This window comes from Pseudomonas sp. P135, assembly GCF_020312125.1.
In the GTDB taxonomy this organism is placed as follows: Bacteria; Pseudomonadota; Gammaproteobacteria; order Pseudomonadales; family Pseudomonadaceae; genus Aquipseudomonas; species Aquipseudomonas fragariae.
Map to the genome: position 1 here is coordinate 57399 of NZ_JAGPYR010000002.1, position 26659 is coordinate 84057.

At 58.9% G+C, this 26659-nt stretch carries 27 protein-coding genes; 14 read left to right on the forward strand and 13 right to left on the reverse strand.

Annotation, left to right across the window (positions count from 1 at the left end):
* Positions 1 to 175 precede the first annotated feature (175 nt).
* From KBY08_RS02725 to KBY08_RS02740, 4 genes are all read left to right on the forward strand, one after another.
* On the forward strand, positions 176 to 1156 hold the full coding sequence (locus KBY08_RS02725; protein ID WP_011268560.1) for a UDP-glucose 4-epimerase family protein: 981 nt from the start codon (positions 176 to 178) through the stop codon (positions 1154 to 1156).
* The gene (locus tag KBY08_RS02730) at positions 1149 to 2159 is read left to right on the forward strand and encodes an MraY family glycosyltransferase (RefSeq protein ID WP_024660911.1); all 1011 of its coding nucleotides are present in this window, start codon (positions 1149 to 1151) and stop codon (positions 2157 to 2159) included. Before KBY08_RS02725 ends, KBY08_RS02730 begins: the two co-directional genes overlap by 8 nt.
* A 104-nt stretch (positions 2160 to 2263) precedes the next feature.
* Positions 2264 to 4258, forward strand: coding sequence for a polysaccharide biosynthesis protein (locus tag KBY08_RS02735; RefSeq protein WP_003404223.1), 1995 nt, complete (start codon positions 2264 to 2266; stop codon positions 4256 to 4258).
* Between the two features lie 159 nt (positions 4259 to 4417).
* Complete coding sequence (locus KBY08_RS02740) at positions 4418 to 4780, forward strand: ComEA family DNA-binding protein (RefSeq protein ID WP_024638889.1); 363 nt, start codon at positions 4418 to 4420, stop codon at positions 4778 to 4780.
* Between the two features lie 102 nt (positions 4781 to 4882).
* Here KBY08_RS02740 and KBY08_RS02745 read toward each other — a convergent pair whose 3' ends face one another.
* Positions 4883 to 5452 (reverse strand): TetR/AcrR family transcriptional regulator, encoded by a 570-nt coding sequence (locus KBY08_RS02745; RefSeq protein ID WP_003404219.1) that lies wholly within the window; start codon positions 5450 to 5452, stop codon positions 4883 to 4885.
* A 119-nt stretch (positions 5453 to 5571) separates the two neighbouring features.
* The gene (locus KBY08_RS02750) at positions 5572 to 6363 is read right to left on the reverse strand and encodes a TlpA disulfide reductase family protein (RefSeq protein WP_024660910.1); all 792 of its coding nucleotides are present in this window, start codon (positions 6361 to 6363) and stop codon (positions 5572 to 5574) included.
* Between the two features lie 364 nt (positions 6364 to 6727).
* Here KBY08_RS02750 and KBY08_RS02755 point away from each other — a divergent pair, with 364 nt between their 5' ends.
* Positions 6728 to 8005, forward strand: coding sequence for an aromatic amino acid transport family protein (locus KBY08_RS02755; protein WP_011268556.1), 1278 nt, complete (start codon positions 6728 to 6730; stop codon positions 8003 to 8005).
* Positions 8006 to 8077: 72 nt separating this feature from the next.
* Here KBY08_RS02755 and KBY08_RS02760 read toward each other — a convergent pair whose 3' ends face one another.
* The 3 genes from KBY08_RS02760 to KBY08_RS02770 all read right to left on the reverse strand — a co-directional run bounded on the left by KBY08_RS02760 (position 8078) and on the right by KBY08_RS02770 (position 9292).
* A complete protein-coding gene (locus tag KBY08_RS02760) occupies positions 8078 to 8284 on the reverse strand; it encodes a hypothetical protein (protein WP_002554553.1) in 207 nt (68 codons plus the stop codon).
* 123 nt (positions 8285 to 8407) lie between these two features.
* A complete protein-coding gene (locus KBY08_RS02765; protein WP_003404212.1) occupies positions 8408 to 8890 on the reverse strand; it encodes an elongation factor GreAB in 483 nt (160 codons plus the stop codon).
* A 3-nt stretch (positions 8891 to 8893) separates the two neighbouring features.
* Positions 8894 to 9292, reverse strand: a complete 399-nt coding sequence (locus tag KBY08_RS02770) for a hypothetical protein (protein ID WP_011268555.1) — start codon at positions 9290 to 9292, stop codon at positions 8894 to 8896.
* Positions 9293 to 9450: 158 nt separating this feature from the next.
* On the opposite strand from KBY08_RS02770, the gene earP reads away from it, so the two are divergent.
* The gene (gene earP, locus KBY08_RS02775; protein ID WP_024660909.1) at positions 9451 to 10587 is read left to right on the forward strand and encodes an elongation factor P maturation arginine rhamnosyltransferase EarP; all 1137 of its coding nucleotides are present in this window, start codon (positions 9451 to 9453) and stop codon (positions 10585 to 10587) included.
* A 99-nt stretch (positions 10588 to 10686) separates the two neighbouring features.
* Positions 10687 to 11256, forward strand: coding sequence for an elongation factor P (locus KBY08_RS02780; protein WP_003404205.1), 570 nt, complete (start codon positions 10687 to 10689; stop codon positions 11254 to 11256).
* A gap of 102 nt (positions 11257 to 11358) precedes the next feature.
* Here the strand turns inward: KBY08_RS02780 and KBY08_RS02785 are convergent, their stop codons facing one another.
* Positions 11359 to 11778: an organic hydroperoxide resistance protein gene (locus KBY08_RS02785; RefSeq protein WP_003342698.1), complete on the reverse strand. Its 420-nt coding sequence runs from the start codon at positions 11776 to 11778 to the stop codon at positions 11359 to 11361.
* 191 nt (positions 11779 to 11969) lie between these two features.
* Positions 11970 to 12443, reverse strand: coding sequence for a MarR family winged helix-turn-helix transcriptional regulator (locus KBY08_RS02790; protein WP_024660908.1), 474 nt, complete (start codon positions 12441 to 12443; stop codon positions 11970 to 11972).
* Positions 12444 to 12632: 189 nt separating this feature from the next.
* Between KBY08_RS02790 and KBY08_RS02795 the strand changes: the two genes are divergently transcribed.
* Positions 12633 to 13379, forward strand: a complete 747-nt coding sequence (locus tag KBY08_RS02795; RefSeq protein WP_024660907.1) for a sulfite exporter TauE/SafE family protein — start codon at positions 12633 to 12635, stop codon at positions 13377 to 13379.
* Here KBY08_RS02795 and KBY08_RS02800 read toward each other — a convergent pair.
* Positions 13369 to 14223, reverse strand: coding sequence for a LysR substrate-binding domain-containing protein (locus KBY08_RS02800; protein WP_024652854.1), 855 nt, complete (start codon positions 14221 to 14223; stop codon positions 13369 to 13371). The genes KBY08_RS02795 and KBY08_RS02800 overlap by 11 nt on opposite strands.
* Positions 14224 to 14317: 94 nt before the next feature.
* On the opposite strand from KBY08_RS02800, the gene KBY08_RS02805 reads away from it, so the two are divergent.
* Positions 14318 to 14551 (forward strand): DUF1127 domain-containing protein, encoded by a 234-nt coding sequence (locus tag KBY08_RS02805; RefSeq protein ID WP_003404198.1) that lies wholly within the window; start codon positions 14318 to 14320, stop codon positions 14549 to 14551.
* Positions 14552 to 14578: 27 nt separating this feature from the next.
* Here KBY08_RS02805 and KBY08_RS02810 read toward each other — a convergent pair whose 3' ends face one another.
* Entirely contained in the window at positions 14579 to 15925 is a 1347-nt protein-coding gene (locus KBY08_RS02810; RefSeq protein ID WP_003404196.1) for a class II 3-deoxy-7-phosphoheptulonate synthase, read from the reverse strand.
* A 169-nt stretch (positions 15926 to 16094) separates the two neighbouring features.
* Here KBY08_RS02810 and KBY08_RS02815 point away from each other — a divergent pair, with 169 nt between their 5' ends.
* Positions 16095 to 16856, forward strand: a complete 762-nt coding sequence (locus tag KBY08_RS02815) for a spermidine synthase (RefSeq protein WP_003404195.1) — start codon at positions 16095 to 16097, stop codon at positions 16854 to 16856.
* A 420-nt stretch (positions 16857 to 17276) separates the two neighbouring features.
* Positions 17277 to 18983 (forward strand): DEAD/DEAH box helicase, encoded by a 1707-nt coding sequence (locus KBY08_RS02820; protein ID WP_172452258.1) that lies wholly within the window; start codon positions 17277 to 17279, stop codon positions 18981 to 18983.
* A 91-nt stretch (positions 18984 to 19074) separates the two neighbouring features.
* On the opposite strand, the gene KBY08_RS02825 is transcribed toward KBY08_RS02820, so the two are convergent.
* The gene (locus KBY08_RS02825; RefSeq protein WP_003404189.1) at positions 19075 to 19842 is read right to left on the reverse strand and encodes a DODA-type extradiol aromatic ring-opening family dioxygenase; all 768 of its coding nucleotides are present in this window, start codon (positions 19840 to 19842) and stop codon (positions 19075 to 19077) included.
* A 102-nt stretch (positions 19843 to 19944) separates the two neighbouring features.
* Here KBY08_RS02825 and KBY08_RS02830 point away from each other — a divergent pair, with 102 nt between their 5' ends.
* Positions 19945 to 20607: a thiopurine S-methyltransferase gene (locus tag KBY08_RS02830; RefSeq protein WP_024660906.1), complete on the forward strand. Its 663-nt coding sequence runs from the start codon at positions 19945 to 19947 to the stop codon at positions 20605 to 20607.
* Between the two features lie 146 nt (positions 20608 to 20753).
* Here KBY08_RS02830 and htpX read toward each other — a convergent pair whose 3' ends face one another.
* Both htpX and KBY08_RS02840 read right to left on the reverse strand, forming a co-directional pair.
* Positions 20754 to 21641: a protease HtpX gene (htpX, locus tag KBY08_RS02835; RefSeq protein WP_003369784.1), complete on the reverse strand. Its 888-nt coding sequence runs from the start codon at positions 21639 to 21641 to the stop codon at positions 20754 to 20756.
* Between the two features lie 265 nt (positions 21642 to 21906).
* A complete protein-coding gene (locus KBY08_RS02840) occupies positions 21907 to 23118 on the reverse strand; it encodes a pyridoxal phosphate-dependent aminotransferase (RefSeq protein WP_003314686.1) in 1212 nt (403 codons plus the stop codon).
* A 188-nt stretch (positions 23119 to 23306) separates the two neighbouring features.
* Here KBY08_RS02840 and msrB point away from each other — a divergent pair, with 188 nt between their 5' ends.
* Positions 23307 to 23702: a peptide-methionine (R)-S-oxide reductase MsrB gene (msrB, locus tag KBY08_RS02845; RefSeq protein ID WP_024641772.1), complete on the forward strand. Its 396-nt coding sequence runs from the start codon at positions 23307 to 23309 to the stop codon at positions 23700 to 23702.
* A gap of 57 nt (positions 23703 to 23759) precedes the next feature.
* Complete coding sequence (locus tag KBY08_RS02850; protein WP_111522429.1) at positions 23760 to 24245, forward strand: glutathione peroxidase; 486 nt, start codon at positions 23760 to 23762, stop codon at positions 24243 to 24245.
* A 4-nt stretch (positions 24246 to 24249) separates the two neighbouring features.
* Here KBY08_RS02850 and KBY08_RS02855 read toward each other — a convergent pair whose 3' ends face one another.
* Positions 24250 to 26601 carry an ATP-binding protein gene (locus KBY08_RS02855; RefSeq protein ID WP_024638898.1) on the reverse strand — a complete coding sequence of 784 codons (2352 nt, stop codon included), beginning with the start codon at positions 26599 to 26601 and terminating at the stop codon, positions 24250 to 24252.
* Positions 26602 to 26659: the final 58 nt, after the last annotated feature.

Consider the following 26659-nt stretch of genomic DNA (forward strand, 5'->3'; position numbering starts at 1 on the left):
TCGGCTGACGCGATAATCGAATGTTTGCAAGTGAGTGCCCGGGCCTGATTATTGTGAATCGTTCCTGGTGCACGTTGAGCGTCATCATGAAAGTTATAAAATGGATTGACGATATTTCAGTTGTCAAAAAGCGTTACTTGAGCAATATTTGGTCGATTTGGAAGGGCGTGTTTGCATGAGCGGTGATGTTGCATTGGTTGCAATAACAGGTGCGACAGGTTTCGTGGGCAGTGCCGTGGTTCGTCGGCTGATCGAGCGCACAGGCTGTTCTGTGAGGGTTGCAGTCCGGGGCGCTTATGTCGTTTCCAGCCCGCGCATCGATGTTGTCAGTGCACAATCACTGGCACCGGATAATCAATGGGCAAGCTTTGTAACCGGCGCGGATGTGGTGATTCATTGTGCTGCGCGAGTTCATGTGCTCAATGAGACCGCCGACGCACCGGATCAGGAGTACTTTCGCGCCAATGTCACCGCAACGCTGAATCTGGCCGAGCAGGCCGCAGCGGCAGGCGTCAAGCGCTTCATCTTTATCAGTTCCATCAAGGCCAATGGCGAGTCTACGCTTGCGGGTGCGCCATTCACGGCCAGCGACCCGTGCACTCCGCTGGATGCCTACGGCGTGTCAAAACACAGGGCTGAGGAGGGCTTGCGCGAGTTGTCTGCCCGCACCGGTATGCAGGTGGTGATCATTCGACCGGTGCTGGTCTACGGTCCGGGGGTCAAGGCTAATTTCAGAAGCATGATGCGCTGGCTGGACAAAGGGCTGCCGTTGCCGCTCGGGTCCATCGATAATCGCAGAAGCCTGGTGGCGGTGGATAATCTGGCAGATCTGGTGACGGTCTGTGTCGATCATCCTGCGGCGGCTGACCAGACGTTTCTGGTCAGTGACGGGGACGATCTGTCGACGTCCAGGCTGCTGCGCGAAATGGGCAAGGCCTTGGGCAAACCTGCCCGGCTGCTGCCGGTGCCGGCCTCGCTGTTGAAAGCGGCTGCAGCACTGTTGGGCAAGAAAGCTTTTTCACAACGGCTGTGCAACTCGCTGCAGGTCGATATCAGTAAAACCTGTACGATGCTGGATTGGCATCCACCTGTGAGTATTGAACACGCCATGCAGGACACTGCTCGATATTATCTGGAACACGACAAGCATGATTGAGTGGCTGTCGGTAATCGCTATTGCCTTTCTGTCTCTGATTCTAACGGCGTTGCTGCGCAAGTATGCGCTTGCCAAAAGTCTGATCGACATTCCAAACGCCCGAAGTTCGCATTCCATGCCCACGCCCAGAGGCGGCGGCGTTGCCATCGTCATCACTTTCATCATGGCGATGGCTGTCCTGGGGTGGGCCGGTCATCTGCCGTCCTCTGCGCTTGTCGCAATCGTTGGCTCGGGAGGCCTAGTGGCTGTGATCGGTTTCATGGACGATCACGGGCATATCGCCGCACGATGGCGCCTGCTGGGGCACTTTGCTGCGGCTGCCTGGGCCTTGTTCTGGCTGGGCGGGCTCGCTCCGCTTGAGTTCATGGGCTGGACGTTCGACGCAGGGCCGCTCTGGCAGGTGCTCGCGGCGTTCTATCTGGTGTGGATGCTCAACCTATACAACTTCATGGACGGAATAGACGGTATCGCCGGTATCGAGGCGGTCACGGTATGTCTGGGCATGAGCATTATCTATGCGTTGAGCGGCCACGCCGGACTGTCCTGGGAGGTACTCATGCTGGGCGCTGCCGCGGCGGGATTCCTCTACTGGAACTTCCCTCCGGCGAAGATATTCATGGGCGATGCGGGCAGCGGTTTCCTCGGCATAGCGCTCGGTGTGCTATCCATTCAGGGTTCCTGGGCCTCACCTCAGTTATTCTGGTCCTGGTTGATTCTGCTGGGAGTGTTTATCGTCGACGCGACCGTAACCCTTGTGCGACGCCTGTTACGCAGAGAAAGGCTCTACGAGGCGCATCGCAGCCACGCGTATCAGTTTGCGTCGCGTCATTACGGCAGGCATGTGCCGGTTACGCTTACAGTGGGGCTGATCAATCTTGTCTGGTTGCTGCCCATTGCACTATGGGTTGCGCTGGGCGATGGAGAAGGGCTTATATGGGCGGTAGTTGCCTACAGCCCGCTGATTCTACTGGCGTTGAAGTTCCACGCCGGCAAGGCAGAATAAGGTAACGAAGTGTTTTTCTGGTTGTCTCAGACACGTAGCTGTTTCACTGATACCGATTTCAGGTCATGTTGCAACCAGTAGCATAACGGAGCATAAAAAAATTGATGAGCAGGTTGCGGGCCAGGTTACTGGCTCTACCACGCCGCAAAAAACGAATAATTCAGGTTGCTGCCGACGTTATTCTGGTCTGGCTGGCTCTGTGGATGGCGTTTGTCGTACGACTGGGTATCGATGAGCTGATCAATCCTCTCGAGAAGCACACTTGGCTGTTCATCAGTGCGCCTGTTGCGGCTATCCCGCTGTTCATCCGGTTCGGCATGTACCGCGCAGTGATGCGCTATTTCGGCAATGATGCGCTGATTGCCATCATCAAGGCCGTCACGATGTCGTCGTTGATCCTTGGTTGCATGGTTTACGTTTACAGTAATCACCAGCAATTGGTCCCGCGCTCGGTGATCTTCAATTACTGGTGGCTGAGCATGGTCATGATTGGCGGTCTGCGACTGGCCATGCGGCAGTACTTTCTCGGCGACTGGTTCGCTGCAGCGCAGCACGTGCCCTTCGCCAAGAGCGACAACGGTTTGCAGAAGGTCGCCATTTACGGCGCTGGTGCTGCGGGAAACCAGTTGGTCGCTGCATTGCGCATGGGGCGTCTGATGCATCCGGTGGCGTTCATCGATGATGATGAGTCGATTTCCAACCGGGTCATTTCCGGCCTTCAGGTCTACAAACCGCGAAACATCCAGCGAATGATAGATTCCACGGGGGCTCAGGAAATCCTGTTGGCAATCCCGTCATCGTCGCGTGGGCGACGTCGGGAAATCCTCGGTTTTCTGGAAGGCTTTCCGCTGCACGTACGAAGCGTTCCGGGTTTCATGGACCTGGCCGCTGGCAGGGTCAAGGTCGACGACCTTCAGGAAGTCGACATCGCAGACCTTCTGGGGCGCGATGCAGTCCCGGCCCGCGATAACCTGCTTGAGCACTGCATCAAGGGCAAAACGGTGCTGGTGACCGGCGCAGGCGGCTCGATCGGTTCTGAACTGTGCCGACAGATACTGCTGCTGAAACCTACCCAGTTACTGTTGCTGGACCATAGCGAGTTCAATCTCTACAGCATTCTCTCCGAGCTTGAACAGCGCTCGGCTCGCGAGTCACTCTCGGTTAAATTGCTGCCCATACTCGGTTCGGTGCGCAACCACCCCAAACTGCTGTCGATCATGAAAACCTGGAAAGTCGACACGGTCTATCACGCTGCGGCCTACAAGCATGTGCCGATGGTCGAGCACAATATTGCCGAAGGCGTCATCAACAATGTCGTGGGTACGCTCAATACCGCCCAGGCCGCGTTGCAGGCAGGGGTGTCCAACTTTGTCCTGATCTCTACAGACAAGGCGGTCCGCCCGACCAATGTGATGGGCAGCACCAAACGCCTCGCCGAATTGATATTGCAGGCACTGAGCCGCGAAACCGCGCCAGTGATCTTCGGTGACAAGGCCAATGTCTATCAGGTCAACAAGACCCGCTTTACCATGGTTCGCTTCGGCAACGTGCTGGGCTCGTCCGGTTCGGTGATTCCGCTGTTCCACAAGCAGATCCAGTCAGGCGGGCCGCTGACGGTGACGCATCCCAAGATCACCCGCTATTTCATGACCATCCCCGAAGCCGCTCAGTTGGTCATTCAGGCGGGCTCCATGGGGCATGGCGGCGACGTTTTCGTTCTCGATATGGGTGAGCCGGTCAAGATTGTCGAACTGGCCGAGAAGATGATCCACCTGTCCGGTCTGGCCATTCGCTCGGAGAAAAACCCACACGGTGATATTTCCATCGAGTTCACCGGGCTGCGTCCTGGCGAAAAACTCTATGAAGAGCTGTTGATCGGCGACAACGTGGTTGCCACCGAGCACCCGATGATCATGAGTGCAAACGAAGATTGCCTGCCGTGGGATGTATTGAAAGGCCGCCTGACAAAACTGCTGGATGCGGTCGACCGCGACGATTACACCAGCGTGCGTCAGTTGCTGCGTGAAACGGTAAACGGATATACGCCAGAGGGTGAAATCGTTGACTGGATGTATCAGGAACGCAGCGGCGAAACGTGATTTCATCCGTGCTGTCGGGGTGCCGGGCAGAGGCGGAAATACGTTGAACGATCCGGCAACAGGCAGCAACGCTCGACTGCTTTTCCAAGGGGGGACGCTGGTCTAAGTTTCAGGCACAGCATGTGGAATGCTGCCTTGAACTGCTATGGAGCTTTATCTATGCGAACCCCTATCTTCAGTGCCTTGATCTTTGCCTTGCTCACCAGTGCCTCGGTTGCGGTCAACGCCGCCCCTGCGTCTCAGCCCGCCATGTCAGAGCCCGCGGTATCCCATTCGCCGATGCTGGAAGGCACAGCGCCCGCTATGGCGCATGAGCAACGCAAGGACAGGGTCAATCTCAATACTGCCGATGCGCAGACACTGCAGAAAGAACTGGCGGGAATCGGCAAGAACAAGGCTGATGCCATTGTGGCTTACCGGGAAGCCAACGGCGATTTTACGTCGATTGATGAACTGATCGAGGTAAAGGGAATCGGCAAGGCCATTCTGGAGAGGAATCGCGAAAAGCTTGCAATCGACTGATCAGCGTTTCATCCGTTAAACACACAGGCCGATCAATGATCGGCCTGTGTGTTTATAAACTCTCGCCGGGAAGCTTCCCGGGAAAGTATCTGTTCCAGAGGGTCAGTTGGTGCTCTTTTTTATCTCCTTTTTGAGATATTCGCGGGTCGTGTCCAGAATGCGCTGTGACAGCTCCTCGTCAAAAGCGCTGCGTGCGAGTGCCAGACCACCCACCAGTGCGGACAGCACCGGCAGGCTTTTGGACTCCAGTCCATTCTCCGCCAGGGGCTTGTCGAACTTCTCCAGCAGGTGAAGGATGATTTTATCCGTCGTCATGCTGGGCTGATCTCGCTGGCCCAGTTCCAGGCACATAGTCGGTAATGGACACCCGCCGTCTTCCGCATCGCGGCTGGCTATCGATAGGTAGAGATCAATGAATTCACTAAGCGAGTCCTGTCTGGCGAACACGTCGCTGGTGATTCCTTTTACATTGTCGAGGGCGTGACTCAATGCCTGTTCAACAAGATCATCCTTGGATTTGAAATGCGCGTAGAACCCGCCATGGGTCAAGCCAAGTGCCTTCATCAAAGGTTGCAAGCCCGTAGCACCAATGCCGTCACGACGGAAGCGCATGGACGCTTCCTTGACAATGCGTTGGTGCGTTTGGGCCTTATGATCAAGCGCGTAACGCATGCGCTGAGTCTCCGAGAGGGCCAATGTGTAAGCGCATTTATACATGGATAGGTGAAACGATGCAGCAGGCTTTCGCTCGCAATGACAACTTCATCTCAATCAGGCAGGTGAATACCTGACTATTTATCCAGATAATGAGTGAGGCTGGCGCTGGACAATTCGCCCAGATGACTGCCGATCAGGCGCCCATCCGGCGAATAGAAGAGAGTGGTGGGCAGCGCCGCCGAACCCACCTGTCGGGCGAACTCGCCGTCCGGATCCAGAAAGCTGTTGCTCAGCACCAGTTGCTGTTTCGACAGGTAGTCGCTGACTTCCCCGGCGCTTTCGGCCTGATTGACGAACAAAAATGTAATGTCCTTGCGTTCCCGTTGCATATCGCGCAGCACTGGCATTTCGCGGCGACACGGAGGGCACCAGGTGGCCCACAGGTTGATGACCACTGGTTTGCCCCGGTAGTCGGAGACCCTGACCGGCTCGCCAGTCAGCGTCCGAAGGGTTGTATCAGGCAGTGAATTGCCCTTTTGATAATGGTCCAGAATAAACCCGCCTGATACCCAGATCGCCAGTCCGATGCTGAATCCGAATGTCAGGGCGCGACGCTGTTCGGGGCGGCGCCAGCCGATGATCAGGCCGCCCAGCAGGGCGCAGATAACCCCGGCCCAGACCAGAAAGCCGCCGTCACGGATGTCCAGTGTCTTCCAGGGGGCTTCGCTGTACTGCGGGAAATAGGTCAGGACGAATGCGATACGTGCAGTAGCGATACCCAGAATGAAGAGTCCGAATACCGCGGTCTTTCTGGACAGGGTATGCCGGACAAGCCGTGCTTCTACCAAGGTGGCCGTTATCAAGGCGCCCAACAACAACAGGTGGGATATCGCGAGGGCGAACGGCCCGGCGTTGATGCTCAACATCGTTTTGGTCCTTGAAGGTTTTTTGCCGGGCGTACTGCACAGGGGCGGCATGGTATCGCTGCTGCCCCTCCAGGAAAAATGCAGAACTGTTCCCGGATGTTAGGCCGCGTGGGCGGCTGGATTGAGCCCGTAAGCTGTTGAAACACTAATTCCTCGACAAGAGGTCGACCGTCCTCCAGCCCTTTGTATAAAGGGCGTGCGCTCGAATGCCAGCATGCGCTGCAGAAACTATTGTCCTACAAGCCTTTGACTTCTGCCGACAATCCCGGAGAATCTCGCCCGCTGTTTTCGAGGGGGGCGCTGAACTGCCGGTTTTTTCGACGCGTTTCCCTTTTTGATAAACCGGCCACGGAGAGTCGACCGGATGAATGATCAGGCTAATGGCGTCGTAGAACGTCTGGATGTAGCTCCCGAGAGCATCGCGTCATGGAATCGTAATGACACCACCTGGATGCTCGGATTGTTCGGTACCGCCATCGGTGCGGGTACCCTGTTTTTGCCAATCAACGCGGGTATCGGTGGTTTCTGGCCATTGATGGCGCTGGCACTGCTGGCGTTTCCCATGACCTTCTACGCCCACCGTGGGTTGACGCGCTTCGTGCTCTCAGGGCGTGAAGGTGCCGACATCACCGATGTGGTCGAAGAGCATTTCGGCAAGAGTGCCGGTGCGATGATCACCTTGCTGTATTTCTTCGCAATTTTCCCGATCCTGCTGATCTACAGCGTGGCCCTCACCAACACCGTCGGCAGTTTTCTTGAGCACCAGTTGCACATCACGCCACCGCCGCGCGCCGCACTGGCGTTTGTGCTGATCATGGGGCTGCTGGCCGTGGTGCGTTGTGGCGAGCGGTTCATCGTCAAGGCCATGAGCCTGATGGTTTATCCGTTCATCGTCGCGCTGTTGTTTCTGGCAATATTCCTCATCCCGCACTGGACCGGCGGCATTCTGAGCACCGCTACCACGTTCCCTGAGCTATCGGCGTTCATACCCACGTTGTGGCTGGCCATTCCGGTGATGGTGTTCTCTTTCAACCACACACCGATCATCTCGGCCTTTGCCGTCGATCAGAAGCGTCAGTATGGCGAAAACGCCGAGGTGCGCAGTTCGCAGATTCTGGCCCGCGCCCACGGTCTGATGGTCGTGATGGTGCTGTTCTTCGTGTTCAGTTGCGTGTTGACCCTGTCGCCTGCCCAACTGGCCGAGGCCAAGGCGCAGAACATCTCGATCCTGTCTTACCTGGCCAACCACTTCAACAACCCGACCATCGCCTTTGTCGCGCCACTGATCGCGTTCGTGGCTATTTCCAAATCGTTTCTTGGCCACTACATCGGTGCGAGCGAGGGTTTGAAAGGCCTGGTTCTGAAGGCGGGTCGTCGTCCTGCACCCAAGGCCCTGGACCGCATGACCGCGGCGTTCATGCTGGTGGTGTGCTGGCTGGTGGCAACGCTCAACCCGAGCATCCTGGGCATGATCGAAACCCTGGGCGGGCCGGTGATTTCGGCTTTGCTGTTCCTGATGCCGATGTACGCCATCCACAAGGTACCAGCCATGCGTAAATACGCTGGCGCGTGGTCCAACTACTTTGTGGTTGCCGCCGGTGTGGTGGCAATTTCAGCATTGATCTTTTCGCTGATCCGCTGAAGCCGGCAAGCGAAACCTCGCAGTCTGCGCCAATCCAGCGGCGCAGACTGCGAGGAGGTCATGCGATCGTGATCAGTCCACTGGCTCGGGATACAACGGCCTGGACAAGTGCATGATGCTCGCATAGTCGTAAACGTACTGCCGTCCCGCATGGCTGGTCGAACGCAGTTGGTCGATCAGTTGTCGTTCTTTCTTGTTCAAGTATCTCAACGCCGGATCTTGGCTGGACTTCAGGCGATCACGTTCATGGGCGTCAGGGAATGCGATGACGTTCGTCATGAAAAATCTCCTTGGGTTTTAGTCCTTGTTTGCTTTGATGTTGCCCCGGTTGCGGTGGTGATGGCGACGGTTCACCTTACCCACAAAAACTTGATGCGATCAACCCTGCAGATGCCGGGTGTGTCACAACGTTTGCGTTATCTCGTAGGATTGTCCGCTGCCGTTGATGACAATCTGTACAGCATCGTCTTCGAATTTGCCCAGCAGGTTCTGCCCGAGCGGGGCTCTGGCGGTAATGACGGTGACCAGATGATCCCCTGCACTGACCTTCAGGCCGGCAGCATCGGGGCCGAGGAACAGATAGTGCGTCTGCCCGCTCGCATCTTCGACAACCACCAGATCACCGGTCTGAATACCGCGCGATTCATCGAATGGCTTGAGCGACCATTTCCGATAAAGCGTCAGCGACTGACGAATCTCCTCGACGCGGCGTGCCTGGCCAGCTGCCAGATAAGACGCCTCCAGTCCTAGCGTGTCGTACTTGTTCTCAGCGATGTTCTCTTCGTGGGTAGCCGTTTCGTAGGCGGTTTGCGCCGCTCGTTCGGCGATATCCAGATCGATGTTCAGCTTGTCGATGATCCGTTGCAGTACATCCTGTTTGTTCATGGTTTATCCGCAGTACTGATTGATGCTGGCACGGCTTTTTTCGCTCGGCGCGGTGCGATCCTGCTGTATCCAGAAATCACATTTCGAGCGGTTGAAGGTGCGCTGTTGTTGCTCCTGAGCCTGCTCGCGTGCCTGACGGGCCTCGCTTTCACGCAGGCTTTGCTCATATTTGCGAAACATCTCGGTCTCCAGCGCAGACGGGGAGGCGGCTTTTTGCGCAGGCGGGGCGGTCAGCTGTGCGGCGGCGTTTTCCAGCGCCTGGGTCTGGGCCGGTGGCAGGCTTTTGTAATAGAGCAGGGCGGTCAGAAACACCGCCAGGGCGCCCAGCCAGATGCCCAGCGCAATGCACACGATCAATTTCAACGACACGTACAGGTCGCGACGGCGGGTAGGGAATGACATGGCTGAACTCCTTGCAGGCCAACAGATGTGATTGTGCCATGCCTGATGGTCAGGCATGGAAACGGTGCTGCATGTTTGCCCGGCAGCATCAGGCTGGTGACAACAGACCTTTGTGAACGACAATCAGCGTTTTTGCCATCCAGCCTCAGGGAGCCAGGATGAAAGCCTCGTGGGATATTTTTTGCAGCGTAGTCGACAACTACGGTGATGCGGGCGTGACCTGGCGTCTGGCGCGCCAGCTGGTCGCCGAGCATGGCCTGCAGGTGCGTTTATGGATCGATGACCTGTCGGCCTTCGTTCGCTTGTGCCCCGGTGCCGATCTCCAGGCCCGGCAACAATGGCAAGAGGGCGTGAGCGTTTGCCAGTGGCCGAGCGAATGGGTGAACACCGATATTCCTGATGTGGTCATCGAAGCGTTCGCCTGCCGCCTGCCGACGCGCTACACCGAATCGATGCTGCAGCGTTCGCCAAGGCCGTTGTGGCTGAATCTGGATTACCTCAGCGCCGAGGACTGGGTGTCTGGCTGCCACGGCCTGCCTTCGCCACAATCGAACGGTTTGAAGAAGTTCTTTTTCTTTCCGGGTTTTTCCGAGGCCACCGGTGGCCTGTTGCGCGAAAAAAACCTGATCGAACAGCGCCAGGCGTTTCAGCAAAACAGCGCGGCAAGGCAAGCGTTCCTGAGCGGATTGGGTATCGACGCGTTGGCCGGTGCGCGTCTGATCTCGGTATTTGCCTATGAAAATCCCGCGCTCGGCAGGTGGCTCGATGCCCTGGCCAGCGACAGCCGGCCGACGCATCTTCTAGTGCCGGAGGGACGCATCCTCGGCGACCTGCAGCGCTGGCTGGGTGTCGACGATCCGCTGCGCGCCGGGTTCACTCAGGTCAGCGGCGGGCTGACGGTTCAGGTCCTGCCGTTCATCCGTCAGGAGCTTTACGACCAGCTGCTCTGGAGCTGCGATTTCAATATCGTGCGCGGCGAGGACTCGTTCGTGCGTGCGCAGTGGTCGGGGCGGCCCATGCTCTGGCACATCTACCAGCAGGAAGACGACGCGCATCTGCCCAAGCTCGATGCGTTTTTAACGCTCTATCTCGCGGGTCTTTCTCCGGCCGCCGCGCAGGCGGTGAATCAGTTCTGGCAGCGCTGGAATGTCGGCGGCGAGCTTGGCGAATGCTGGACGGCGCTGGCAGAACACTGGCCGCAGATCGAGCGCAATGCCGAACGCTGGTGCCAGCAACAAGCCGCACAGACTGATCTTGCCACGGCGCTGGTGCAGTTTTATGTAAATTCGCTATGATACGCGGCCTTGATACAAGGCTCTGTACGAAAAAGGCCTGCGCAGGTTGTTTCTCGTACAGAGCCTTTGGTTAATTCCATCCAAATTCGGATATATGCAATGAAAACTGGTAAAGAGCTGAAACCCGGTACCGTGATCCGTCTCGAGAACGATCCATGGCTGGTTCAGAAAGCTGAGTTCACCAAGTCCGGTCGTAACAGCGCGATCATGAAGACCAAGCTGAAAAACCTGCTGACCGGTTACAAGACCGAGATCGTTTACAGCGCCGACGACAAGCTGGACGACGTGATCCTGGATCGCAAGGAAGCCACCCTGTCTTTCATCAGCGGTGACACCTACACGTTCATGGACACCTCTGACTACACCATGTACGAGCTGAACGCCGAAGACATCGAAAGCGTTCTGCCTTTCGTCGAAGAAGGCATGACTGACGTTTGCGAAGCCGTGTTCTTCGAAGACCGTCTGGTTTCCGTAGAGCTGCCGACCACTATCGTGCGTCAGGTTGACTACACCGAAGGCTCCGCTCGTGGCGACACGTCGGGCAAGGTCATGAAGCCTGCCAAACTGAAAAACGGCACCGAGCTGAGCGTTGCCGACTTCATCGAAATCGGCGACATGATCGAGATCGATACCCGTGAAGGCGGTTCCTACAAAGGCCGTGCGAAGTAAGCATGGCTTTGTAACCCCGTTACGCAAAAAACCCGCATCGCTGCGGGTTTTTTTGTGCCTGAGACTCTTGCCGGGCAGCCGTTGCCCAGGCGTCAGACAGGATCAGACCGTTACATGCAGGCGCACATCGACGTTACCGCGAGTGGCGTTCGAGTAAGGGCAGACCACGTGAGCGGCATCGACCAGTTGCTGAGCGTCGGCTTGCTCCAGGCCTGGCAGGCTGACATGCAGGTCGATGTCCAGACCGAAACCGCCCGGGATCTGACCGATGCCTACGTGGGCGGTGATCGAGGTATCTGCCGGAATGCTGCGTTTGCTCTGGCCGGCCACGAACTTCAATGCACCGATGAAGCAGGCCGAATAACCGGCAGCGAACAGCTGCTCAGGGTTAGTGGCTGCGCCGCCAGCACCGCCGAGTTCTTTCGGGGTCGCCAGCTTGACGTCGAGAATCTTGTCGTCGGAAACAGCGCGACCATCACGGCCGCCGGTGGCGGTTGCAACTGCGGTGTAAAGAGTGTCCATGATCTTGCCTCGTTCAATGAAGGTTTTGTTGCGCTAAATACTTGCGCGCTAACTAATCGCAAAGCAAAGGTAGCCCAAGGATAGTTTGCGCGCAAGATAATTCTGCAAAAAAGGTCGAGGATGATCGTTGGAGGGCCTGCCAGACCTCACGCAGGGTGGCCGGGCATGACGAGCTGAGGTGAGGCCTTTTCCTAGAGGCTCTGGTGCAGGTGCTCGCGCAGCTCCAGCAACTGCGCTTGCAGGTCGCGAAGCTTTTCCATGGTCAGCCCGCTCGACGAGAGAATGCAGCCAGGTACGGTCAAGGCCTTTTGCTGCAAGTCGCGTCCCTGTACGGTCAGGTGAAGCAACACCACCCGCTCGTCTTCCTTGCTGCGCGTGCGGCTGATGAAGCCCTCGCCTTCGAGTCGTTTGAGCAGCGGCGTCAATGAACCCGGATCGGTGAGCAGGCGCGTGCTGACGTCGCCCACAGTGAGCCCGTCCCTTTCCCACAGCACCATCATCGCCAGATACTGCGGATAGGTCAGCCCGAGCGCCTGCAACAGCGGCTTGTAAACCTTGGTCATCATCAACGAGGTGGAATACAGGGCGAAACACAATTGGTTATCCAGCAGCAGCGAATCGCAATCGGCAGGTGCGGAGCGGGTCGGGCTTTGGTCGGCACTCATATCAGGTCCTCAAACTCGGTCGAATGAGTTTAACTTAGTGTTGCACTCTTTAATGCGCCAGATAATTTCGCTCATGCAGCGCTCAAAGCGCTGGCATCGTGCGTGATGCGCGAAAAAAACGGCGTCATCGGCTGTCGGTCCAGAGCAGGACTGCGTAGCATTTGGTCATTGATCGGGTGGGGACGCAGTGTGATTGAAATTGTGATGTTTGTGTTGCTGGGTGCAGCGATGGGCACCCTGGGAGGGTTGTTCGGCATCGGTGGTGGTCTTGTGGCAATTCCCGCGCTCGGGGTGCTGTTCGGTCTGGATCAGCAACTGGCTCAAGGGACCGCCTTGCTGATGGTGCTACCGAATGTGTTGCTGGCCTTGTGGCGTTACAACCAGCGCAACCGGATTCTGCTGCGTAATGCGCTGATGTTGATCATCCCCAGTTTCATTTTTGCCTGGCTGACCTCGCTGCTCGCGGTTCGCATCGACCCGCAAGGCATGCGCCTGGGCTTCGTCGGTTTTCTGGTGGTGCTGACCGTGTTTAATGTCGCGCAGATGTATTGGCGCAGCAAGCAGGCCGCTGGCGGGTTGCGTCATGAACAGTGGTTATGGCTGCTGGGCGTCGGCTCCGGCGTGACCGGTGGTCTGTTTGGCGTCGGCGGCGGGGTCGTGGCGACGCCGATCCTTACCAGTGTCTTCGGCGCGACCCAGGTCGTGGCTCAGGGGCTTGCGCTGTCCCTGGCGGCGCCGAGCACCGGTATCACGCTGGTCACCTATGCGTTGCACGATCACGTCAACTGGTCGATGGGCATTCCGCTGGCCATCGGCGGCCTGGCCAGCATCAGCTGGGGCGTCAAGCTGGCGCATTCGTTGCCGGAGCGCACCCTGCGCCTGATGTTCTGCGTGTTTCTGGTGCTCTGTGCGGTCATTCTCGCGCTCAAGGTTTGAAGCCGGCGATGATGTAATCGGCCATGCATTCGGTGATGGGCGAGGGATTTCCAGACTTGCGCAGGAGGACGATGCTGGCGGTTGGCAGCTGTGGCAATTGTTCCGCCTCGCCGAGGATACGTAAATCCGCTGTGGCCAGGCTCTGGAACTGCGCGGTGACTGCCAGGCCCGCGCTGACCACTGCAGTGATCGCCGCCATGCTCGAGCTGCTGTAGGCGATGCGGTAATCACGCCCCATGCCGTCCAGCGCATTGCACGCCCAGTCACGACAGAAGCAGTGGGTATTGAACATCGCCAGCGGAATGGGTGTTTGCTCATGCGGGGCAAAGCCGACGGCCTCCATCCACATCAGACGTTCCTGACGCAGCAGTGTGCCGATCTCTGTACCGGGCTTGCGCGTGACAATGGTCAGATCCAGGTCGTGACGTTGCAGCAGAAGGTCCGATGGCTCGCAATGCACTTCCACTTGAACCAGCGGATAGGCCTGGGCGAACTGCGCCAGAATGCCGGGCAGGAAGCGCATCACGTAATCGTCCGGCGAGCCGATTTTCACCACGCCGATCATGTGCGGCTCGCGCAAGGTGTTGAACACCTCGCTGTGCAGCTTGAGAATTCGCCGCGCGTAACCGAGCAGTACCTGGCCCTCCGCAGTCAGGTTCAGGACCCGGCCTTCACGCTGAAACAGCGGGCGCTGCACGACGTCTTCTTCCAGACGCTTCATCTGCATGCTGACCGCCGACTGTGTGCGGTTGACCGCTTCACCTGCGCGAGTGAAACCGCCGTGATCGGCAATCGCCACGAAGGTGCGCAACAGTTCGGTATCAATGCTCGGGTAGGTGGCCAATACATCAAACTCCCAGATGGAAGGCATAACGAACATTCGTTGGATTGATCCTACGCCCGAAGCGAGACTTCAGTCATCCCACATGGAGGGCAAGATGATGAAAGGTCAAAAACAATGCGCAGGGGTAGAAGGGGGCGATGGGGGTTTGCAGGCGGGCACGGTGTTCACAGCGCTGAAGCGTCATCTGCAGCGCTGGCTGGAGCTGCACCGCCAGCGCCGCTTGCTGGCACAGATGAGTGACGGAGCACTGAAGGACCTGGGCTTGAGCCGTGCCGATATTCAGCAGGAAGCCGAGCGTCCGTTCTGGGACGACCCGCTCAAGCATTGAGCGGGCAGTTGCTCCGGGTTTTCCTGTTTAGCGCCTGACCTGCTTGAGGGTCTCGGCAATCAGAAAGGCCAGTTCCAGTGACTGATCGGCGTTCATGCGTGGGTCGCAATGCGTGTGATAGCGATCCGAAAGGCCGTCTTCAGTGATCGGGCGGGCACCACCGATGCATTCGGTGACGTTCTGTCCGGTCATTTCAATGTGGATGCCGCCCGCGTAAGTGCCCTCAGCCTGGTGCACCTGGAAGAACTGCTTCACTTCGCCAAGGATCTGCGCAAAGTCGCGGGTCTTGTAGCCACTGCTGGCCTTGATCGTGTTGCCGTGCATCGGGTCCGAGCTCCACAGCACCTTGCGGCCTTCACGCTCGACGGCGCGGATCAGCTGCGGCAAGTGATCACCGACCTTGTTGGCACCCATGCGCGCGATCAGGTTCAGGCGCCCCGGGTCGTTGTCCGGGTTGAGGATATCGATCAGGCGGATCAGGTCGTCGGTGTTCATGCTCGGGCCGACCTTGACGCCGATCGGGTTGTTGACCCCGCGCAGGAACTCGACGTGCGCGCCATCGAGTTGGCGGGTACGGTCGCCGATCCACAGCATGTGCGCCGAGCAATCGTAGTAATCGTTGGTCAGGCTGTCGCGTCGTACGAAGGCTTCTTCGTAATTGAGCAGCAACGCTTCGTGGGCGGTGAAGAAGCTGGTTTCGCGCAACTGCGGCGAGCTGTCCATGCCGCAGGCGCGCATGAACGCCAGGGTTTCATCGATGCGCCCGGCCAACTGGCTGTACTTGTCGGCCAGCGCCGAGTTGGCGATGAAGTCCAGGTTCCACTTGTGCACCTGATGCAGATCGGCAAACCCGCCCTGTGCGAAGGCGCGCAGCAGGTTCAGGGTGGCGGTGGACTGGTTGTAAGCCTGGATCAGGCGTTCCGGGTCCGGCACTCGGCTTTTCTCGTCGAAACCGATGCCGTTGACGATGTCACCCCGATAAGCCGGGAGCGTCACGCCATCGATGATTTCGTCGTTGGCCGAGCGTGGCTTGGCAAATTGCCCGGCCATGCGTCCGACTTTCACCACCGGGCAACCGGCGGCAAACGTCATCACGATTGCCATCTGCAGCAGGACCTTGAACGTATCGCGAATCTTGGCGGCGGAAAACTCCATGAAGCTTTCCGCGCAGTCACCGCCCTGCAGCAAGAACGCACGTCCCTGGGTCACTTCGGCAAACTGACGGCGCAACTCACGTGCTTCGCCGGCGAACACCAGCGGCGGGTAACTGGCCAATGTCTGTTCGACCCTGTGCAGGTGCTCGGCATCGGGGTAGTGAGGTTGCTGCTGAATCGGCAGTGCCCGCCAGCTGTCGGGGCTCCAGGGTTGGCTCATTATTGGCTCTAGAGTTGTGCAATCGGATCGGCATGTTAGCAGTTCGTCGTTGCTCTGCCAGTGCGGTGCGGAGCATTGGAGCGACGCCGTACGCCACAACGTGTGACAAAGCCGTGCGCTTGCCCGACAATTCGTATTTTGCGCTCGGCGCAGACAACCAGGAACGGTGATGACGGAAGAGCGTGAGCGCGTAGAGCGAATCCTGGCCGAGGTGCACGACGACTTCGGCATGATTCGCGTGCTGGAAGTGGAGGATTACCGCTTTCTGGAGTTTGGCGATGCCATCGAGCAAAGCTGCACCTTTACAGCCGATCCGAGCTGGCTGGAGTACGACTACACCCGCGCGATGCTGATCGGCGCGCTGTGCCATGACGCGCCGGAAAGCGCGCTGTTTCTGGGCCTGGGAGCCGGCACGCTGACCCAGGCCTGCATGAAATTCCTGCCCCTCGAGGATGTGGAAGTCATCGAGCTGCGCCCGGATGTGCCACGTCTGGCCATGGAGTTCATGGGGCTCGACGACGATCCGCGACTGTATATCCGCATCGGCGATGCGCTGGACCTGCTGGACAGTGCCGAGCCTGCCGACCTGATCTTTGTCGACCTGTACACCGATGTCGGGCCTGGGGTCGGGCACTTGGCCTGGAATTTCCTGCAGAGCTGTCAGCAGCGGCTGAATCCGGGCGGCTGGCTGATCATCAATCAGTGGGCGACCGACGACGGCAAGCCGCTGGGAGCGGCGCTGCTGCGTGGCCTTTACCACCGCCATTACTGGGAGCTGCCGGTGAAGGAGGGCAACGTCATCCTGCTCGTCCCGGCCGACCTGGAGCAGACGCTGGATATCGACGCGTTGAACGGGCGAGCCGAGGCACTTGCGCCGCATCTGGGTTACTCGCTTGCGTCGCTGATCAAGGCTATTCGTTCCGCCACCTGAGCAGGCGACAGGTGAGTCGATTGTGCTGAAAACGGGGTGGGACAATTCGCCACACCTCGAAGGCCAGAATGCCGGTCATGTGCAAGAATGGATTAAACGTTTAAGCGGCAATGCCCGCAATCTCGGGCCCGCGCCTTGATCAGGCGGCCTTCTGCCCGGACTCAGGGGCTGCTGCCGCTCAAAAATGGCGCAACGTTTCGTAAAAAAAGACTCACTAAGGTGCGTATTTCCGGTATAGTGCGCGCCGGCCTTAACACGGCCCTCGTCAAGGTATTGCAGTTCCCCGAAGCCAGCTTCGGTTGCTTGTTCGCACAACGGACTAGCCTGGACGATCCATTCATCAAACGTTTTCGCAAATCCCCGCCGACAAAGCAGCCAGGGTGACCTCAAGGTCGTACACGGCACGCGCAGCTTTGAAGCATGGGTCTTTGCGGATGCACTAGAGGCAGACCCATGACCCAGGAAATCGGCGGCTTCGCCGCTCTCGAACTTCATCCAAATATCGTTGCAGCAGTCGTCGCCACTGGCTACGAAGAGCCTTCGGCCATTCAGCAGCAATCGATCCCGATTATTCTCGCCGGTCACGACATGATTGGTCAGGCGCAAACCGGTACGGGTAAAACCGCCGCGTTCGCACTGCCTATCCTGCATCGGATCGACCCGAGCAAGCGCGAGCCGCAAGCACTGATCCTGGCCCCGACCCGCGAACTGGCACTTCAGGTTGCCACCGCGTTCGAGACCTACGCAAAACAAATGCCGGGCGTGACCGTTGTAGCGGTCTACGGCGGCGCGCCGATGGGCCCTCAGCTCAAGGCTATCCGCAACGGCGCACAAATCGTCGTCGCTACTCCGGGCCGTCTCTGCGACCACCTGCGTCGTGACGAGAAAGTCCTGGCGACCGTGAACCACCTGGTTCTCGACGAAGCGGACGAAATGCTCAAGCTGGGCTTCATGGACGACCTCGAAGTCATCTTCAAGGCCATGCCTGAAACCCGCCAGACCGTACTGTTCTCGGCCACGCTGCCACAGTCGATCCGTGCCATCGCCGAACGCCATCTGCGCGATCCGAAGCACGTCAAGATCCAGACCAAGACCCAGACCGTTACCGCGATCGAGCAGGCTCACCTGCTGGTTCACGCTGACCAGAAGACCTCGGCCGTACTGAGCCTGCTGGAAGTCGAAGACTTCGACGCCCTGATCATGTTCGTCCGCACCAAGCAGGCGACCCTGGATCTGGCCAGTGCTCTTGAAGCCAAAGGCTACAAGGCTGCCGCACTGAACGGCGACATCGCCCAGAACCAGCGCGAGCGCGTTATCGAATCCCTCAAGGATGGCCGTCTGGACATCGTTGTGGCGACCGACGTTGCTGCCCGTGGTCTTGACGTTCCGCGTATCACCCACGTCTTCAACGTGGACATGCCTTACGATCCGGAGTCCTACGTTCACCGTATCGGCCGTACCGGCCGTGCCGGTCGCGAAGGTCGCGCACTGCTGCTGGTGACGCCTCGTGAGCGCCGCATGCTGCAAGTGATCGAGCGTGTTACCGGTCAGAAGGTTGCGGAAGTCCGCCTGCCGGATGCCCAGGCCGTTCTGGATGCGCGCATCAAGAAACTGACCAACAGCCTGTCGCCGCTGGTCGCTGATGCCGAATCGACTCACGGTGATCTGCTCGATCGTCTGACTGCCGACATCGGCTGCAGCCCTCGCGCGCTTGCCGCTGCACTGCTGCGCAAGGCTACCAACGGTCAGGCACTGACCCTGGCAGCCATCGAGCGCGAGCGTCCACTGGTTCCGAACAACGCCCCGCGCGGTGATCGTCCAGAGCGCAGCAGCGACCGTGGTGATCGTCCTGAGCGTGAGCGTCGTGCGCCGGTTCCATTGGCCGAAGGCCGTGCTCGTTGCCGTACCGCGCTGGGTGCGCGTGATGGTATCGCTGCCAAGAACCTGCTGGGTGCCATTCTCAACGAAGGCGGCCTGGCCCGCGAAGCGATCGGCCGTATCCAGGTCCGTGACAGCTTCAGCCTGGTCGAACTGCCGGAAGATGGTCTTGAGCGTCTGCTGACCAAGCTCAAGGACACCCGTGTTGCTGGCAAGCAGCTCAAGCTGCGTCGCTATCGCGAAGACTGATCGGGCTCTTGAGCTGATCGGCCAATAAAAAATCCCCGACTGGTTCGGGGATTTTTTTGCCTTGGATTCAGGCAAGTTGGCGCTATTGGCTTCACCCGAACCGATAGATATCCATCCCGAGCGCGCCCATGGTGAAGCCCTGATGGGCAATGCCGAAGACACCGCCAGCGCCGCGCGCAAAATACAGCGGCAGCAGGTGCTCGTCACTGGGGTGCGCACGGGCTGCGTGAGGAGCAAGGCTGCGGTAGTGGTGCAGTGCGGCTTCGTCGTCGTTTTGCAGCTTGTCGATCATCCAGTCACGAAACGCGGCAGCCCAGGGCTCGATGCTGTCGGGTCCGGCGTTCCAGTCAAGATCACGCAGGTTATGCGTGATGCTGCCTGAACCGATGATCAGTACACCCTGTTCACGCAAGCTGGCCAGTGCCCGGCCCACGCGGGTCTGCAGTTCAGGTCCCTGGCGGCTGGGCAGTGAAACCTGCACCACCGGAATGTCGGCGTTCGGGTACATCAGCGACAACGGCACCCAGACGCCGTGGTCGAACGGACGTCTGCTGTCGATGCGTGCAGGCAGGTCGCTGGCGGCAAGCAGATCTACCACCGTGCGCGTCAGTTCCGGCAGCCCTTGCGCCGGGTACTGCACTGCAAACAGTTCGGGTGGAAAGCCGCCGAAGTCATGCCATGTCTCGGGCTGTGGATTGCCGTTGACGATCAGTTCATGGCTTTCCCAATGGGCAGAGACCATCACGATGGCGCGAGGCCGGGGCAGGCTGGCAGCCAGTCGCTTCAGAGCCGGGCCGCTGTCACCGGGCTCCAGCGCCAGCATGGGGGAGCCATGGGAAATAAACAGGCTGGGGAACATTTAAAGCTCCAGAATAGAGGGATGACTTATGGTCGGTCATTTCTATGATCTAAATCTAATATAAGTTCTGGCGCTTTTTTATCGAATTTTCAGGAGGTTTTCATGAAGACGGATTTTTGGCTGCAGCGCTGGAGCGCCGGACAGATCGGCTTTCATCAGTCCGAGGTCAATCAGGACCTGCAGCAATACTGGTCCTCGTTGAGTGTTGCACCAGGGGCGCGGGTTCTGGTGCCGTTATGTGGCAAGAGCCAGGACATGAGCTGGCTGAGGGGGCAGGGGTATCACGTGGTGGGCGCCGAGCTGTCCGAGGCAGCGGTGGGAAGCTATTTCACCGAGCGTGGTGAGCAGCCGAAGATTACGTCGCAGGGCGACTTCAAGGTCTACGCAGCGCCCGGTATCGAAATCTGGTGCGGTGATTTCTTCGCGCTGACTGTGCGCGATATCGGTCATTGCGCGGCGTTTTACGACCGTGCCGCGATGATCGCCTTGCCAGCGGATATGCGCGAACGCTATGTGCGGCAGCTTGAAGCGCTGATGCCGCAAGCGTGTAGCGGTTTACTGATCACCCTGGAATACGATCAGACCCTGCTCGAAGGCCCGCCATTCTCCGTGCCGCACACATGGCTGCAGAGCGTCATGTCGGGAAACTGGGAGGTAACGAAGGTAGGCGGGCAGGATACGCTGCACAGCAGTCCCAAGGCGTTGAAGGCCGGATTGGAGCGTATGGATGAGCATGTTTATGTGTTGGAGCGTCAATCGCGCTGAGTTGGTCCTGAATCTCTCTGAATCGCAGAACCGTTTGACGCCCTGCGTCACGAACTGCATTCCCACGCGGAGCGTAAGGAACGAGAGGTGTCCGGAAGAACACCTCTCATTGCCATGCGCGGGGCTGAGGCTATCGCGTTCGTGGTTCAACCGCGGCGGCGCAGGGCCTCGATGCGTTGCTCCAGCGGCGGGTGGCTCATGAACAGGCCGGCGAGGCCTTTCTTGAGACCGGCGTTGATACCGAAGGCGGTCAGGCTGTCGGGCATATTCACCGGGACGCCCTGTTCGGAACGCAGGCGTTGCAGCGCGCCGATCATTGCACCCGTACCCGCCAGTCGTGCACCGGCATCGTCAGCGCGGAATTCGCGTTTGCGCGAGAACCACATGACGATGGCGCTGGCCAGAAAGCCCAGTACCAGCTCGGCGAAGATCGTCGTGATGTAGTAAGCGATGCCCTGACCGTTTTCAGTCTTGAAGATCACCTTGTCGACGAAATTACCGATGATGCGGGCGAAGAACATCACGAAGGTGTTCACCACACCCTGCACCAGCGCCAGCGTCACCATGTCGCCGTTGGCAACGTGGCCGATCTCGTGCGCCAGGACGGCTTTCACCTCATCCGGCGAAAAGCGCTCGAGCAGGCCCTGGCTGACCGCAACCAGTGCATCGTTCTTGTTCCAGCCCGTAGCGAACGCGTTGGCTTCGTACGCCGGGAAAATACCGACTTCCGGCATCTTGATGCCCGCGTCACGGGACAATTGTTCAACGGTCTGCAGCAACCATTGCTCATGGCGAGTGCGAGGCTGGCTGATGATCTGAGTACCGGTGCTCATCTTCGCCATCCACTTGGAGATGAACAGCGAGAACAGCGAGCCCGCGAAGCCGAACACAGCGCAGAAGACCAGCAGCTGATTGAGGTTCAGATCAACCCCGTTGGCCGCCATGAACCCATTGAAGCCAAAAAGGCTCAGGGTGATGCTGGCAATCAGCACGACCGCAAGGTTAGTGGCCAAAAACAGCAAAATGCGCATCATGGTCGAAACGTTCTCCTCAGGTAAATATGTAACTCGATGCCGGGTATATAAGGTGATGCTTGCTGCTATTCAACAGAGGGACTATTTCAAACTGTGTCCTCTTGTCGCAATCAATGGTAATCCTGCAAGGCTGAACGGCGCCTGAGCCAGAGTGGTCGATGCCTGAAGCGTTTGGGGCAGGGCGTCCATGATGTTTCGGGCGCACAGAAATAAACTGCCCCGAGCGGGTCGGGGCAGAGAGATCGGGCGAGAGCGCTGTGGCTGTTTACTGCCGATAACCCTTGAGGAAGTTACCGATGCGGCCAATGGCCTGCTCCAGTTCATCGACGCGGGGCAGGGTCACGACGCGGAAGTGGTCGGGGTATGGCCAATTGAACGCTGTACCCTGAACCACCAGCAGTTTTTCGGAAAGCAGCAGGTCGAGGACGAACTTCTCGTCGTTGAGGATCGGGCAGACTTTCGGGTCAATGCGCGGGAACGCATACAGCGCGCCCATCGGCTTCACGCAGCTGACACCGGGAATGTCGTTGAGCAGCTCCCAGGTGCGGTTGCGCTGTTCCAGCAGACGGCCGGGGGGAAGAATCAGGTCATTGATGCTCTGGTAGCCGCCCAGCGCGGTCTGGATGGCGTGCTGGCTCGGTACGTTGGCACACAGGCGCATGTTGGCCAGAATGTCGATGCCTTCGATGTAGCTCTGCGCGTTGTGTTTCGGCCCGGAAATGGCGATCCAGCCGGAGCGGAAGCCCGCGACCCGATACGACTTGGACAGGCCGTTGAAGGTCAGGCACAGCAGGTCCGGCGCCAGCGAAGCGGTGCAGATGTGTACCGCGTCGTCATACAGGATCTTGTCGTAGATTTCGTCGGAGAACACCACCAGATTATGCTGGCGAGCCAGCTCCAGCATGCCCAGCAGTACTTCGCGCGAATACACCGCACCTGTCGGGTTGTTCGGGTTGATGATGACCATGGCCTTGGTGTTCGGGGTGATCTTGGCCTTGATGTCTTCAAGATCAGGCCACCAGTTGGCCTGTTCGTCGCACAGGTAGTGCACCGGGCTGCCACCGGACAAGGCGACAGCAGCGGTCCACAGCGGGTAGTCGGGGGCCGGAACCAGCACTTCGTCGCCATTGTTGAGCAACGCCTGCATCGACATCACGATCAGCTCGGACACGCCGTTGCCCAGGTAGATGTCTTCGATGCCGACGCCTTCGACCTGCTTCTGCTGGTAATACTGCATCACCGCCTTGCGGGCGCTGAACAGGCCCTTGGAGTCGCTGTAGCCCTGCGCAGTCGGCAAGTTGCGGATCACGTCCTGCAGAATTTCGTCCGGCGCCTCGAAACCAAACGGCGCCGGGTTGCCGATGTTCAGCTTGAGGATGCGGTGACCTTCCTCTTCCAGGCGTTTGGCGTGCTTGAGCACCGGCCCGCGAATGTCATAGCAGACGTTTGCGAGCTTGTTCGATTTGTTGAACTGCATGGTGATGATCCCGAAAATGGACGAGCTGTCGCCGGCTTGCAATGAAGGTCGCTACATTCGCCATGAAAATGGGTTTGTGTACGACAAACGCGGGTGCCAGACTGACGTCTGACCTGGCGCAATGATACGTGCCACCTGATCTGCGGAAAAGGTACAGATCAGGGTTTTTCGAATTCGGAGGTGTACCTGTGGAAAAGTTGCAGAAAACGCTGGAAGAGTGGAAGCAGATGCTCGACCCGGAGCAGTACAACGTCTGCCGTCTGAAAGGCACCGAGCGGCCGTTCTCCGGCAAGTACGACAAGGTCAAGACCGACGGCATCTATCACTGCATCTGCTGCAATGAGCCGCTGTTCGATTCCACCACCAAGTTCGATTCAGGCTGCGGCTGGCCAAGCTTCTATGCGCCACTCGAAAACAGTGCAGTGATCGAGGTTCGCGACATGAGCCACGGCATGATTCGTACCGAAGTGGTCTGCTCCAAGTGTGACGCGCACCTGGGCCACGTGTTCCCGGATGGACCGCCACCCAGCGGGCTGCGCTACTGCATTAATTCGGTGTGCCTGGATCTGGTGCCACGCAGCTAGACGCTTTGCAGATTCAGCCAACGCCCTGTCCCAATTCCAGTATCGAGGCCTCCTTTGATGAGTGAAAACCTGCTGAGCATCCCGGTCACGACGATCAAGGGCGAACAGAAAACCCTCGCCGATTTCTCCGGCAAGGCGCTGCTGGTGGTTAACACCGCCAGCAAGTGTGGCTTTACCCCTCAATACAAGGGGCTGGAAAAGCTCTGGCAGGACTACCGGGATCAGGAGTTGGTGGTGCTGGGTTTCCCCTGTAACCAGTTCGGCAAGCAGGAGCCAGGCGACGAGGGGGCGATTTCCGGCTTTTGCGAGCTGAACTACGGCGTCAGCTTCCCGTTGTTCAAGAAGATCGATGTGAACGGCGAGCAGGCCCATCCGCTGTTCGTGCAGCTCAAGCAGCAGGCGCCGGGGTTGTTGGGCACGGAGCGCATCAAGTGGAATTTCACCAAGTTCCTGATTGGCCAGGACGGTCGGCTGGTCAAGCGTTTTGCGCCATTGACCAAGCCTGAGGAACTGACGGGCGAGATCGAGGCGCTGCTGCGCTGAGTCTTCAGTCGATGCCGGTAATGGGTATCCACTGATCGAGAATGCTGACCAGTTCGGCACGCCGGAACGGCTTGGCCAGATAGTCATTCATGCCCGCCGCCTTGCAGCGCTCGCGCTCATCGGGCATGGCGTTGGCGGTAAGGGCAACGATCGGCAGGTTCGGCCAGCGGCCGCTGCTGCGGATCTGGCGGCTGGCTTCATAGCCGTCCATGACCGGCATGTTGCAGTCCATCAATACCAGATCGAAATGGCCTTGCTCCAGCTGTTCCAGGGCTTCGCCGCCATGGCTGCTGATGATCACTTCGCAACCCAGTTTGCCGAGGATGCCCTTGGCGACCAGTTGATTGACCGGATTGTCCTCGACCAATAACACCCGCGCCAGACGTGGCGCCGTATGTTCGAGCGCCTGTGTGTCCTTGAGCCCCGTTTCTTCCTGACCCAGTATGCGCCGCAGCGTGTGGTAAAGCGCGTTGCGCGCCAGTGGCCGGGCCTGCTGTTGCAGCGGGGCCAGGGCGGCAACCTGTTCGCCGGGCATGAAGTTGCCATAGGCGGTCACCAGCAGGATCGGCACGGGTGTGGTGGGGCGAATCGTAAACAGGCATTCGGGACAGTCGGTGATGACCAGATCGGAACTGCCGTCGAGGTCCACTGCTTGTGCGCGATCGTCGATGCTGCGTCGCTTGAGGTCGACCCCCCAGAACGGCAGCAGACTGCCCAGCAGCTCCACCAGTCCGCTGCCTGCCGAGCTGACCACCGTCACCCGGCCCTTGAGCGGCGTCTGAGTAACCGCAGGCACGTGGACCGGCAGCGGCAGCTCGGCGCAGAACTGGCTGCCGAAACCGGACTGCGACTGGATGCTCAACGTGCCATTCATGGCCTCGCAGAGGTTGTTGGTCAGCGCCAGGCCCAGTCCGGTGCCGCCGTACTGGCGGGTGATGGCCGTCTCAGCCTGGGTGAACGGCTGGAAGATTCGGGTCTGGGCGTCCTGCGCAATGCCGATGCCGGTGTCGCGGACTTCGATGCGCACCCGGTGTTCACCGGAGCTGGCGTCCCGATGGTGAGTCAGACGCACATCGACGCGCCCGAAACGGGTGAACTTGAGGGCGTTGGACAGCAGGTTGCTGACGATCTGACGCACCCTGGTCGGATCGCCGGTGACCATGGCCGGGAAGTCCGGCGCGATCAGGCAGGTCAGCTCCACGCTGGGCGCTGCGTTCTGCGACAGCAGATTGGCGGTGTCCTCGATCAACATCCCAAGGTCGAAAGGAATGCGCTCGATCTCCAGGTGACCGGCATCGAACTTGGACATGTCGAGAATATCGTTGAGCAGCTCGACCAGCACCTTGCCTGAGTCGTGGGCGATCATTAGCTGCTGGCGTTGTTCGGCACCCAGCGGACTGTCCAGCGACAGCGCCAGCATGCCCAGCAGACCGTTGAGCGGTGTACGAATCTCATGGCTCATGTGCGCCAGAAATGCCGAGCGCGCATGGGCCATGTCCAGCGCCGTGCTGCGTGCTATCTGCAGTTCCTCGTTGGATTCGCGCAGGCGCAGGTTGCTGGCCTTGAGCTCGTTGGTGCGCGCCGAGACGATGTTTTCCAGTTCATTGAGGTGGTCGGTCAGCCGGTCCTCGGCCGCGCGTCGCCTGGAAAACTCGCTGCTCATGGTTTCAAACTGACGGTTGAACGTCTCGACCAGCACGCCGATTTCATCCTGGGCATGGTAGGGCGGGCAGGTTATTTTGCCCTGGTCAGGGTTGCGCGGATCGCGACTGCTCAGTTCGCGGATTACCCTCACCAGCGGCTTGGTCAGGGTCGCGTAAAACAGAATGGTCAGAATCCCGGCCAGCGCCAGGCTGCGCACAAAGCCGTTGAGCAGGGTGATTTCGGCGCGCTGCAGAAAGTGGCTGCCGAACGCGAAGGTGTCCACGGTCAGGTACAGTGTGCCGATGGTTTCATTGGGCAGGTGATTGAGGTGCAGCTTTTCCTGAAACTGCCGGCTTTCGCCGAACAGCCAGTCGCTGAACACCCGATAACGCCCGGTGGCCATGGGGCGCTCGACGCTGGAGAGCACGGCGTCGTTGTTATCGGTAAGCCTGGCGCTGACCACGGCAGGCGAGCGCAGCAGGCCGAGCGTGAGTTCCTGAGCCAGCTCCGAGTCGATGTTATAGGCGATGCGCGACGCCGGGTTCTGGATGATTTCCAGCAGTGACTTGATTTCACGATTGATGGAAGCGTCTTCGCTGGCATAATCGATCGCAATCTGGAACAGGCTCAGCAGGGTCCCCAGCACGAAGCCGATCGATACAGCCAGGCGCGCCTGCTTGAACGACAGCCTGTTTTTGAGCGATATATCCATGAGTACTGCCACTTCTGGTGCCCGGTGCCGGCCAAGCATAGCCGATCGGCACTGCTGA